Below are 11709 nucleotides of genomic sequence, written 5' to 3'. Positions count from 1 at the left end.
CGGGGTGACAATCGCCCGACATGTTTTTTTACCGTTTTTTGACAATTGCACTATTCCCGGACCTGGTCGTGGCCATCGGTTTCGTCGCCGTTGCGAGGCGTTCGTCAGCGTTTGCAGTCGTTAGAGCCTGTTCAAAGTCTTTTCATGGGGCCCGCCCTAGCACCGGGATGGGCGCGGTGCAGCGGAGCCTGACCTGATGGACCGCGCAAACCCCGCTGCCCATGCCGCTACCCAGGCTACCACCGGGCCAGCCGATGGGCTGCCCCAGCCGGCGCGCAACCGGGCCATGCTGGTCATCATTCTGGGCATCACGATGGCGGTGCTCGATGGCAGCATCGTCAACCTGGCCCTGCCGGGCATTGCGCGCGAGCTCAATGCCAGCGCCGCCCAGGCCATCTGGGTGGTCAACGCATACCAGATCGCTACGCTCGTCATGTTGTTGCCGCTGGCATCGCTGGGCGAGCGCCTGGGGTACCGGCGTGTCTATCTGGTGGGCATGGCGCTGTTCACGGTGTCTTCGGTGGGGGCCATGCTGGCCGATTCGCTGGGCACGCTGATTTTTGCGCGGGCGGTGCAGGGGCTGGGTGCCGCCGGCATCATGAGCATCAATGCCGCGCTGGTGCGCCTGACCTATCCGCGTGCGCAACTGGGCCGCGGCCTGGCCATCAATTCCATGGTGGTTGCGCTGGCGGCGGTGGCCGGCCCCTCTGTGGCGGCGGGTATTTTGTCGTTGGCGCCATGGCAGTGGCTGTTTGCGCTCAACCTGCCGCTGGGGGCCTTCACGCTGTGGCTGGGCTGGCGTGCTTTGCCCTTCAATCCACCCAGCGCGGTGGCGCCACCGCGCCCCGCTGCCCTGGATGTGGCGCTGAACGTGCTGATGTTTACGCTGATTTTTGTGGGCGGCGAGCGGCTGGTTGCCAGCGGCAGTGCCGGGCGGGGCGTGACCTCGCCCGAGGCGTGGGGCGTGCTGGCGGCCGGGGTGGCTGTGGGCGGTGTGTATCTGCGTCGCCAATGGCACCTGGCCGCGCCCCTGTTTCCGGTAGATTTGCTGCGCATACCCGTGTTTGCCTTGTCGATGGGGGCTTCTGTGGGGGCGTTTTGCGCCCAGACCCTGGCCTATCTGGCCCTGCCGTTCTTGTTGCTGGATGGGTTGGGCCGCAGCCCCCTGGAGGCGGGGCTGTTGATCACGGCCTGGCCCGTGGCCATTGTGTTGACGGCGCCCCTGGCCGGCCGCCTGATTGGCCGCTACGCCGATGGCTTGCTGGGAGCCATCGGCATGGCGGTTTTTGCCTGCGGCCTGTTGCTGCTGGCCGCTTTGTCGGCCAACCCGTCCCCTATCGACATGGTCTGGCGCATGGCCTTGTGCGGCGCCGGGTTTGCGCTGTTCCAGTCGCCCAACAACCACACCATCGTCACTTCGGCCCCGCTGCACCGCAGTGGCGCAGCCAGCGGCATGCTGGGCACGGCCCGGTTGACCGGGCAGACGCTGGGCGCAGTGATGCTGGCGGGCATTTTCTCGCTCTGGTCCTCACACGATGGGCAGGCCGAGATGGTTGCGCTGGTCTGTTCCGCCGCCTTTGCCGCGCTGGCGGCCGTGTCCAGCGCGCTGCGGTTGCGCACAAGCCACTGACGAGCTATTGCCAAGGGGAGAGAGTCCTTTGGGGTGGTGACTGGGCCCAGCCAAACAGCCTTTGCAATGCGGTAGTTTTTATTTGTAATTTTTGAAACGTATACAAATTTGCATATTTAGGTGTGGATGTTTGCTGCTGTTTCTTTTAGTGTCAGCATTTAAGGATGACCTGCATAACCCCCTGCGGTCTGTGATGGCGCGGTCTCGGGCGGTCCACTGCGTTGCTTTTCTTGCCAACAGCGAGCTATTGGCCGCAAAAGAACGCCTTGTGGCCCATCCCGATCCGCACTACCACCGACTCGCGAGGGTCATGCAGGTCGTCCCTAACGGAAAAATGCTGTGCGCAGCAGTACCCCTTTTTGCGGTTTCTGCGCTCCCCTGGAGGTTTTATGGCCATCTTTCCCCCCGAGCCCCGCATGGCTGGGGTTACTTTCAAGCTGCAGGATGTTGGTGCCAGTGAGGGGCGCTTTGGAGGACATGGCGGCGCGCCTTCTGTATGGCCCGATTTCCTGAAAGGACAAGCGGATTGCCCGGTGCGTGTGTTGCTGGTGGACGACGATGCGCACATTCGCCTGGTGATTGCGCAAGAGCTCATGTCGGACCCGCGCACTCTGGTGGTGGCACAGGCGTCCAGTCTGCGCGAGGGGCGCAAGGCAATCAAGCAGCACGAGTTCGACGTATTGCTGGTGGATTTGCACCTGGGTGATGGCGAGGGCTTCGAATTGCTGGATTACATGAAAACCGTGCGCCCGTCGGCAGAGGCCGTGGTGATTTCGGTCATGGAAAACGACGATGAGGTATTGCGCGCATTTGAGCGGGGCGCTACCGGGTATCTTGGTAAAAATTCGTGGTTTGGCAACTACCCGCAGGCCGTGCTGCAGGTGGTGAATGGCGGGGCATCCATCACGCCCAACCTGGCGCGGCGCCTGCTACAGCGGTTTGACAAGACCCATGTGGACCAGCCTTCGCGCCACGAGCCCGCAGATGTTGACCGATTGTCAGATCGCGAGAAGGAAGTTCTGCGCATGGTGGCCAGTGGTTACACCAGTGCAGAAATTGCCACGCATCTGCAGATTAGCGGTATGACGGTAAACACCCACATTCGTAACATCTATCGCAAGCTGCAGGTGCGCACTCGCGCCCAGGCCGTGCGATTTGCTTCGCTTCGGGGACTTTTTTAGGCGCATCGGTTGCCAGGGCCGCCGCTCATTGTGCAGACATGTTTCGTACCAGCCCACCGCGTTTCGCTTTGGCCTGCCTGGCATTGTGGGTGGTGCAGCTGGTGTTGAGCCTGCTGCTGGCCTGGCATTGGTGGGCCCTGAGCTCATCCTCCATGCAGTGGGTCCTGGCCATGCAGATCGTCACCGGAGTCTTGCTGGGGCTGTTGATCTTGATACAGCTGCCCCGCGCCCTGCAGTGGCGGCCACGCCGCAATCCACGTCCCAGCGCAGAACTGCAGGCCGAGCGCCAGCGCATTGCGCGGGAGCTTCACGACAACATCGGCTCCCAGTTGATCAACACCATGGTGTTGCTGGACCCTCAAGTGCCCGCCCAGTCGCAGGCGCTGCGGGCGCTGGAACAGTGCATGCTGGATCTGCGCCTTGTCGTGGATTCGATGGACAGTGGCTCCGACTCATTGATTGATCGCCTGGCGCGGCTGCGCCACCGTATGCAGCCGGTGCTGGACCGGCGCGGTATCAACATGGCGTGGCATGTTCAACCCGCAAGCGACGCGGATATCCTGGATGCCGTGCGTGCCCAGCACATGGTCGCCATCGTGCAGGAGGCCCTGAGCAATGTGCTGCAACATGCGCAGGCCACGCAGGTGACGGTGCGCCTCAGCCATAGCCATGACGGCGAGCAGGGCAGGTGGCAACTGGATATCTGCGACAACGGGCGCGGCTTGTCGCAAGCATCGATGGCTGCACGCGCCCCATCGTCGGGGTTTGGCCTGGAGGGAATGCACGCCCGTGCGCGGCAGATCGGCGCGGTGCTGGAATTGATGCGGCCCGACGAGGGGGGCACCTGCATCCGCGTGGTGCTCCCTGACAGCAGCGGCCCCCACCCCATGCACCCAGAGCAACGCAGCGCGTCGCCCCTGCTGGATGGCGGGTGAAGGGGGTGGCGGCCCCCTGCTGGTGGGGTGTTGGTGAAAATGCAAGCCAAAATGCCATCAAACCCTTTTGCAGTAAGGGCTAATAGCTATTAAAATAATAGCATTTTAAGCCGGGCCACCCAGCCACACCAGCCCGGCGCTGGTTCTCGCGTGTGGCACACTCGCCCGCTTTTCCCGTCTACGTGCCAGCAGGATAGAACGCAATGCAAAAGATCGTCCGGCAGATTGCCGAAGAAATCCGGATCACAGAGCAACAGGTCAAGGCCGCCATCGAGTTGCTGGATGGCGGCGCCACGGTGCCTTTTATCGCGCGCTACCGCAAGGAAGTGACCAACGGTCTGGACGATATCCAGTTGCGCGAACTGGAAGCGCGCCTGTCCTACCTGCGCGAGCTGGAAGACCGCCGCGCCGCCGTGCTCAAGAGCATTGACGAGCAGGGCAAACTGACCGATGCGCTGCGGGTGGCCATTGCTGCAGCACCCACGAAGCAGGAGCTCGAAGACCTGTATTTGCCCTTCAAGCAAAAGCGCCGCACCAAGGGCCAGATGGCGCGCGAGTTCGGCATCGAGCCGCTGGCTGACAAACTCTTTGCCGATCCCACGCTGGACCCTGCGGTGGAGGCAGCAGCCTTCACCAAGCCGCCAGAAGTGCTGGACGACGGCAAGACAGGCGCCGATTTTTCTACCGTGCCCGCGGTGCTCGATGGCGTGCGCGACATCCTCTCTGAGCGCTGGGCCGAGGACGCGGTGCTGGTGCAATCCTTGCGCGAGTGGCTGTGGGCCGAGGGCCTGCTGCGCTCCAAAAAGGTCGACGGCAAGAACGAGAACGACCCCGAGGTCTCCAAGTTCCGCGACTACTTTGAATACGACGAGCCCATCGGCCGCGTGCCCTCGCACCGTGCGCTGGCGGTGTTCCGGGGCCGAGGTCTGGAGATTTTGGAGGCCAAGCTGGTGCTGCCTGAGCCGCAGGCGAATTCCACGTCCCAGCCCGACCCGCGCCAGCCCAGCATCGCCGAGGGCAAGATTGCCCTGCACCTGGGCTGGAGCCACCAGGGCCGCAAGGCAGACGACCTGATCCGCAAATGCGTGGCCTGGACCTGGCGCGTCAAACTCAGTCTCTCGACCGAACGCGACCTGTTTGCCCGCCTGCGCGACGATGCCGAAAAAGTGGCGATCAAGGTGTTTGCCGACAACCTGCGCGACCTGCTGCTGGCAGCGCCCGCCGGCCCGCGCGTGGTGATGGGGCTGGACCCCGGCATCCGCACCGGCGTGAAGGTGGCCGTGGTCGATGCCACGGGCAAACTGGTGGAGACCGCCACCGTGTACCCGCACGAGCCACGCCGCGACTGGGAAGGCGCGCTGCACACGCTGGCCAAGCTGGCCGAAAAGCATGGTGTGAACCTGATTGCCATTGGCAACGGCACCGCCAGCCGCGAAACCGACAAGCTCGCCGCCGACCTCATCAAGATGGCTACCAAGGTGGACCGCGTGATCGAAAAAGTGGTGGTGAGCGAAGCCGGCGCTTCGGTCTATTCCGCCAGCGAATACGCCTCGCAAGAGATGCCCGACGTGGACGTGAGCCTGCGCGGCGCTGCCAGCATTGCGCGCCGCCTGCAGGACCCGCTGGCCGAGCTGGTCAAGATCGACCCCAAGAGCATTGGCGTAGGTCAGTACCAGCACGACGTGAACCAGAGCGAGCTGGCGCGCACGCTGGGCACGGTGGTCGAAGACTGCGTGAACTCCGTGGGCGTGGACCTGAACACGGCCAGTGTGCCGCTGCTTTCGCGCGTGTCGGGCCTGTCGGGCAGCGTGGCCAAGGCCGTGGTGCGCTGGCGTGAGGCCAATGGCGCGTTCAAGAACCGCAAGCAGCTGATGGACGTGGCGGGCCTGGGTGCCAAGACCTTTGAGCAAAGCGCGGGCTTCTTGCGCATTCGCGATGGCGAGAACCCGCTCGACATGACCGGCGTGCACCCCGAGACCTACCCCGTGGTCGAGCAGATCATGGAGAAAACGGGCAAGCCCGTGGTCGAGCTCATGGGCCGCGCCGACATGCTCAAGACCCTCAAGCCCGATCTGTTTGCCAACGAAAAATTTGGTGTCATCACCGTCAAGGACATTCTGGCCGAGCTGGAAAAACCCGGCCGCGACCCGCGCCCCGACTTCAAGGTGGCGCGCTTCAACGATGGCGTGGAAGACATCAAGGACCTCAAGGAAGGCATGATCCTGGAGGGCACGGTGAGCAACGTGGCCCAGTTTGGCGCCTTCATCGACCTGGGCGTGCACCAGGACGGTCTGGTGCATGTGAGCCAGCTGGCGCACAAGTTTGTGAACGACGCGCGCGAAGTGGTCAAGACCGGTGACATCGTCAAGGTCAAGGTCATGGAGGTGGACGTGGAGCGCAAGCGCATCGGCCTGTCGATGAAGCTGGGCGATGCACCACCACGCCAGGGCGGCGACCGGGGCGCGCCGCGTGATAACCGCTTTGAAGGGGCAGGGCGCGGCTACCAGCAGCCCCAGCGCCGCGCGCCCGAGCCCGCACAGTCGGCCATGGCTTCGGCCTTTGCCAAGCTGCAGCAGCCCAAGAATCGGTAACAGCCGGGTACATAATCGTCCGCATCTCAACTGGAGGCGCTGTACCCATGGAGCTGAATGCCCTGCTGGCCCACCCCGTGGCGCTGCCCAGTCTGCCGCGCGCCGTTGCGTTGCTGATGACTGAGCTGGCCCACGATGAGCCCAGCCTGCGTCGGGTGGCCCAGCTCATCGGCACGGATCCGGCTCTGGCCGCCCGCCTGCTGGAGCTTGCCAACACGCCTGCTTTTCAGATGCAGCGCCAGATTGCCGGCATCCCCGAGGCGTTGGCGTTGCTGGGCGTGGTGCAGTTGCGGTCTCTGGTCAGTTCTGCGCCACTGGGCACCACTTCGCGATCGGTGCCGGGCGTCAACCTGCAGCAGTTCTGGCGCTACAGCCTGAACACCGCCAAACTCGCCCGGTCACTGGCGGGCCTTGTGCACCACAACCAGATCGCAGCCTATACGGCGGGGTTGCTGCACGCGGTGGGCGAACTGCTGCTGCACCTGGCCGATCCTGAAACCGTTTTGTCGATCAACACCCTGGTCTCGCCGCTGGATCTGCGGCGCGCCAAGATCGAGCAGCGCATTCTGGGCTACTGCTATGGCAACGTCAGCGCCGGGCTGGCGCAGCGCTGGCAGTTTCCCGATGTGGTGGTGGAAGCCCTGCAGCACCAGAGTGCGCCGCTGGACAACAACGTCTATGAGCCGCTGGCGGGCGTGATCCACCTGGCGTCGTGGCGCGCCCGTGCCCGCGAGGCCGATCTGGGTGAAAAGGAAATGGCCGTTTCCTTCCCGGGCGAGGTGGGGCTGATGCTGGGCCTGGACATCGACATGGTGCTTCAGCAAGACCCGATCGACTGGACCGCACGGCCCGAGGCCTCTGATTACGTGGTCTGAGAAACTGAGTGCCGGTTGGCGACCACACGGCCAGTTGGCGCGGTGAGCCGGCAAAGGTGGGATGAAAAATGCAGCCAGCATGTGGAGGCCAACAGGTTCCATGGCCGTCACGCCGCGCGTGCGCGGATTGCGGGGCGGTTTGGGCGCATTGCTTTGCGACAATCGCCTCCATGAAAGCCCTGCACATTCACGCCGGCCCACGGGCCCGCCAGCACCTTGAACAACATGGCCTGCAGTCGGCCGATGTGCACGTGATTCCCGCTGCGGCGGGCGGCCCCAAGGGCTTGGTCCTGGGGCCGCTGGATCGTTTCATTTTTGGTGAGTGGCTGGCGAGGTCAGAGCACCCGGTGCATCTGGTGGGCGCCTCGATTGGCGCCTGGCGCATGGCTGCGGCGTGCCTTGATGCGCCGGTGGCGGCCCTGGAGCGGCTGGAGCATGACTATGTTCACCAAAGCTACGACCTGCCTGCCGGCCGCAAGCGGCCTGCAGCGGCCCATGTGAGCCAGCGCTTCGCGCAGACCCTGGCGTCTTTTTATGAGGGGCGGGTGCAGGAGGTGTTGCTGCATCCGCGCTACCGCCTGCACATCGTCACTTCACGCGGGCGCCGCCTGCTGGGGCGTGAACACCCCGTGGCCACGCCCGTGGGGTATCTGGCGGCTTTTTTGACCAACGCGTTGCACCGCAAGGCGATGGGGGCCTGGCTGGAGCGCGTGGTGTTCTCGTCGCCGGATGCGGATGGTGCCTGCGCCTCATTGCCCTTCGGGGTCGGTGACTACCGAACCCGCCAGGTGCCGTTGAACGCCGCCAACTTCATGTCGGCGCTGCAGGCCAGTTGCTCGATTCCGTTTGTGCTGCAGGCGGTGCATGACATTGCGGGGGCCCCGCGCGGTGCGTATTGGGATGGCGGTATTACCGACTACCACATGCACCTGCGCTACGGAGTTGAGGATAATATTGCTATAAATAGCATAGCTGACTGCGCTTATTTATCGGGCGCTACAGGCCAAAAGCACCATAAAAACTTGCCTGGGCATCGTGCCACTGGCGCCGGGCTGGTGCTGTATCCGCATTTCCAGCACCGGGTGGTGCCGGGCTGGCTCGACAAACGCCTTCCCTGGCGGCACAAGACCACGCCTGCGCTTGATTCCATGGTGTTGCTGTCACCCAACCCCGAGTGGGTCAAAACCCTGCCCAACGCCAAGCTCCCGGATCGCAATGATTTCACGCATTACGGCACTGACACCACGGCACGCGCCCGCGCCTGGCTGGCCGCCACCCGCGCCAGCCAGCAGCTGGCCGATGAGTGGGGGGAGTGGCTGCACAGGCCCGACTTGGGGGCGGTGCAGCCTTTGTAGTGTGAAGATATCGAGCCCACGCACAGGGCTCACCGATCTCAAAGCGCCTGGGTCAGCATCTCGCGGTATTCGTCGGCCGTGGCCACGCGCGGGTTGGTCTTGTGGCAGTGGTCGGCCATGGCTCCCTTGATGATGTCATCGAACATCGCCTCGGTCACGCCCATGGCGGCCAGGCCGGTGGGCAGGCCCAGGCGGGCGTTCATGTCGCGGATGGCTTCGGGGATTTCGCCTGCGCTGGCCAGTCCCATGGCGTGGGCCATGCGCTCCAGTCGCCGGTCTTTTTGCACCGATGGCGCCTGTGCGTTGAAGCGCACCACGGCGGGCAGGAACATGGCGTTGAGGGTGCCGTGGTGCAGGCGCGGGTTCACGCCGCCCAGGCTGTGGCTCAGGCTGTGTACGGCGCCCAGGCCTTTTTGGAACGCCATGGCGCCTTGCATGCTGGCGCTCATCATGTTCAGGCGCGCCTCGCGGTCGGATCCATCACGCGTGGCCTTTTCGATGGCAGCCCAGCCGCGTTCCAGCCCGTCGAGCGCAATGCCATCGGCCGGCGGGTTGAACGCGGCCGACATGAAGGTTTCCATGCAGTGCGCGATGGCGTCCATGCCGGTGGCGGCCGTCAACAGGGGCGGCAGGCCCAGCGTGAGCTCGGGGTCGCAGATGGCCGCCTTGGGCACGAGGTTCCACGAGTGAAAGCCCAGCTTACGGTGGTCATCCACGATGATGATCGCGCCGCGCGCCACCTCGCTGCCGGTGCCGCTGGTGGTGGGCACGGCAATCAGGGGTGCTGCGCGGTCGGTGATGCGCGGCGAGCCGCCCTCGATGGTGGCGTAATGGGTGAGCGGCCCCTCGTGCGTGGCGGCAATCGCAATGCCTTTGGCGCAGTCGATGGCCGAGCCACCGCCCACGGCGATGAGGCCGTCGCAGCCCTGGGCCTGGTACACCTGCACGGCGGCGCGCACGGCGGCTTCGTTGGGGTTCGATGGCGTCTGGTCGAACACCGCCACGGTCATGCCGGACAGGGCGTCCAGCGCTTTTTGCAGCACGCCCGCGGCTTTCACGCCAGGGTCGGTCACGACCAGCGGGCGCGTGATGCCCACGCGCTCGCACTCTTGCTTGAGCAGCTGGACGGCGCCGTATTCGAACTGGATCTGGGTAACGTAGTAGATGAAAGCCATGGCGATGGGTGAAGTTGCGTTTACGATTGCTCCAAACACTTTACAACCCGGAGACACCGATGGCCACGAAGCAAACCCTCATTGCGCTGGCGTTTTCCGTCGCGTTGGCGACAGCCGCACAAGCCGAATGCCTGACCGATGCGCAGGCCGCCGACATGGTGGCCCACTACGTCGCCAGGACACCAGCGGCCAATCCCGAAAACCTGTCGGATGCGGATGGTGCCTGTTCGCGCGCCAAACTCAATCAATTGCTCGCGCAGCGAGTTGGCAAGGTGATTGGCTACAAGGCCGGCCTCACCAACCCGGCGGTGCAAAAACGCTTCAACACCGACAAACCGGTGTGGGGCAAGCTGTATGAGGGCATGGTTTTGCAAAATGGTGCCACGGTCGATGCCGCCTTTGGCGCCAGGCCCCTGTACGAGGCCGACATGCTGGTACGCGTGAAAAGTGCCGCCATCAACCACGCCAGGACACCCATGGATGTGCTGGAGGCCGTGGACCAGATCATCCCCTTCATCGAGTTGCCCGACCTGATGGTGCAGGCACCACCCAGGCTCAATGGCGCGGGCGTGAGCGCCATCAACGTGGGCGCGCGGCTGGGCGTAGCGGGTAGCCCGCTGGCCGTGCCTGCCTACCGTGCCGAACGCTATGCCTTGCTGCAGGCCTTGGCTGAAATGAGTGTGTCCCTGACCGATGGCACGGGTGCCCGTCTGGGTGGCGGCAAGGGCAGCGACATCCTGGGCCATCCGCTCAGCGCCGTGGTGTGGCTGGCCGGTGCGCTGGCCCAGGAGGGCTTGGCGATGCAGCCAGGTGACCTGATCAGCCTGGGCTCTTTCTCGCCACTGCTGCCGCCCAAGGCGGGCCTCTCGGTAATGGCCACCTACGACGGTCTGCCGGGCGCCGCACCGGTGCGCGTGACGTTCAAGTAATCCACGCTTGGGGCGGTGCGCACCACCGCCACTGTCCTCTTCCCCTGTTCTGCGCCGAGACTCCGACCGTTGACCGATCTGCACATTCACCACACCCGTCTGACCCCCCAGATGCGCAGCGTGCTTGAGCGCATGGCCCGCGCTGGCCACGCGCCGCTGCATACGCGTTCACCCCAGGACGCTCGTGTTGCCTACGAAGCCGGTGCCGGCGTGCTGGAGGTGCCCAAGGCAACCCTGGCGCGGGTGGAAGACCTGCACATCCCTGCCCGCGATGGCCATGCGATGGCCGCCAGGCTGTATGCACCAAGCACCGACGCGGGGTTGCCACTGCTGCTGTACATGCATGGCGGCGGCTTCACCATTGGCAGCATTGCCACGCACGACATTCTTTGCCGCGAGCTGGCGCGCCTTGCTGGCTGCATGGTGGTGTCGCTGGACTACCGGCTGGCGCCGGAGCACCGCTTTCCCGCGGCCAGCAACGATGCGTGGGATGCCCTGCAATGGCTGGCATCCCATGCAGAAACCCTGCGCGCAGACCCAGCACGGCTGGCTGTGGGCGGCGACAGTGCAGGCGGCACGCTGGCCGCGGTGAATGCCATCCTGGCGCGAGATGCGGGCCTGCTGCTGGCGCTGCAACTGCTGATCTACCCTGGTTGCGCGGCCCACCAGGACACGCCATCTCATGCCACCTTTGCGCGCGGGCTGGTGCTGGAAGAGCCCGCCATCAGCTGGTTCTTTGGCAACTATGTGCAAAGCCGCGCCGAGCGCGAGGACTGGCGTTTTGCCCCGCTGCATGCACCCGATGTGGACGGTGTGGCACCCGCCTGGATCGGCCTGGCCGAATGTGACCCGCTGGTAGACGAGGGCGTGGACTACGCCGACAAACTGCGCCTGGCCGGTGTGCCGGTGGACCTTGAGATCTACCGCGGCGTGACCCATGAGTTCATCAAGATGGGCCGCGCCATTCCCGAGGCGCGCAAGGCCCATGCCGACGCAGCCCGCGCGCTGCGCCTGGCGTTTCATCTGGAGTAAAAAATC

General features: G+C 64.6%; 9 protein-coding genes. 8 read left to right on the top strand and 1 reads right to left on the bottom strand.

The features are described from left to right. The first annotated feature begins 196 nt into the window (after positions 1-196). The 6 genes from DTW89_RS00695 (at position 197) to DTW89_RS00670 (ending at position 8567) form a co-directional block, all read left to right on the top strand. Positions 197-1630, top strand: a complete 1434-nt coding sequence (locus tag DTW89_RS00695) for an MFS transporter (RefSeq protein WP_114654511.1) — start codon at positions 197-199, stop codon at positions 1628-1630. Positions 1631-2019: 389 nt separating this feature from the next. Then, positions 2020-2811 (top strand): LuxR C-terminal-related transcriptional regulator, encoded by a 792-nt coding sequence (locus tag DTW89_RS00690; protein WP_201740910.1) that lies wholly within the window; start codon positions 2020-2022, stop codon positions 2809-2811. A 38-nt stretch (positions 2812-2849) separates the two neighbouring features. Beyond that, the gene (locus DTW89_RS00685; RefSeq protein ID WP_114654510.1) at positions 2850-3746 is read left to right on the top strand and encodes a sensor histidine kinase; all 897 of its coding nucleotides are present in this window, start codon (positions 2850-2852) and stop codon (positions 3744-3746) included. A 203-nt stretch (positions 3747-3949) separates the two neighbouring features. Continuing rightward, positions 3950-6337, top strand: a complete 2388-nt coding sequence (locus DTW89_RS00680) for a Tex family protein (RefSeq protein ID WP_114654509.1) — start codon at positions 3950-3952, stop codon at positions 6335-6337. Between the two features lie 47 nt (positions 6338-6384). Beyond that, entirely contained in the window at positions 6385-7212 is an 828-nt protein-coding gene (locus DTW89_RS00675; protein ID WP_024815298.1) for an HDOD domain-containing protein, read from the top strand. A 170-nt stretch (positions 7213-7382) separates the two neighbouring features. Then, on the top strand, positions 7383-8567 hold the full coding sequence (locus tag DTW89_RS00670) for a patatin-like phospholipase family protein (RefSeq protein WP_114654508.1): 1185 nt from the start codon (positions 7383-7385) through the stop codon (positions 8565-8567). A 38-nt stretch (positions 8568-8605) separates the two neighbouring features. On the opposite strand, the gene DTW89_RS00665 is transcribed toward DTW89_RS00670, so the two are convergent. Then, positions 8606-9742, bottom strand: a complete 1137-nt coding sequence (locus tag DTW89_RS00665; protein WP_114654507.1) for an iron-containing alcohol dehydrogenase — start codon at positions 9740-9742, stop codon at positions 8606-8608. 59 nt (positions 9743-9801) lie between these two features. Between DTW89_RS00665 and DTW89_RS00660 the strand changes: the two genes are divergently transcribed. Next, positions 9802-10671, top strand: a complete 870-nt coding sequence (locus DTW89_RS00660) for a 2-keto-4-pentenoate hydratase (RefSeq protein ID WP_114654506.1) — start codon at positions 9802-9804, stop codon at positions 10669-10671. Positions 10672-10740: 69 nt separating this feature from the next. Then, positions 10741-11703, top strand: a complete 963-nt coding sequence (locus tag DTW89_RS00655) for an alpha/beta hydrolase (RefSeq protein WP_114654505.1) — start codon at positions 10741-10743, stop codon at positions 11701-11703. The last annotated feature ends 6 nt before the right edge of the window (positions 11704-11709 follow it).

The organism is Acidovorax sp. BoFeN1 (assembly GCF_003345135.1).
In the GTDB taxonomy this organism is placed as follows: domain Bacteria; phylum Pseudomonadota; class Gammaproteobacteria; order Burkholderiales; family Burkholderiaceae_C; genus Acidovorax; species Acidovorax defluvii.
The sequence above is the reverse complement of the archived record's forward strand: the minus strand, read 5'-3'. Positions and strand labels throughout refer to the sequence as shown.

Excerpts from the sequence above, each read along its gene's own strand:
- DTW89_RS00670 (WP_114654508.1), top strand. The coding sequence starts at position 7,383 with ATGAAAGCCCTGCACATTCACGCCGGCCCACGGGCCCGCCAGCACCTT.
- DTW89_RS00695 (WP_114654511.1), top strand. The coding sequence starts at position 197 with ATGGACCGCGCAAACCCCGCTGCCCATGCCGCTACCCAGGCTACCACC.
- DTW89_RS00690 (WP_201740910.1), top strand. The coding sequence starts at position 2,020 with ATGGCCATCTTTCCCCCCGAGCCCCGCATGGCTGGGGTTACTTTCAAG.
- DTW89_RS00680 (WP_114654509.1), top strand. The coding sequence starts at position 3,950 with ATGCAAAAGATCGTCCGGCAGATTGCCGAAGAAATCCGGATCACAGAG.
- DTW89_RS00660 (WP_114654506.1), top strand. The coding sequence starts at position 9,802 with ATGGCCACGAAGCAAACCCTCATTGCGCTGGCGTTTTCCGTCGCGTTG.
- DTW89_RS00665 (WP_114654507.1), bottom strand. The coding sequence starts at position 9,742 with ATGGCTTTCATCTACTACGTTACCCAGATCCAGTTCGAATACGGCGCC.
- DTW89_RS00675 (WP_024815298.1), top strand. The coding sequence starts at position 6,385 with ATGGAGCTGAATGCCCTGCTGGCCCACCCCGTGGCGCTGCCCAGTCTG.
- DTW89_RS00685 (WP_114654510.1), top strand. The coding sequence starts at position 2,850 with ATGTTTCGTACCAGCCCACCGCGTTTCGCTTTGGCCTGCCTGGCATTG.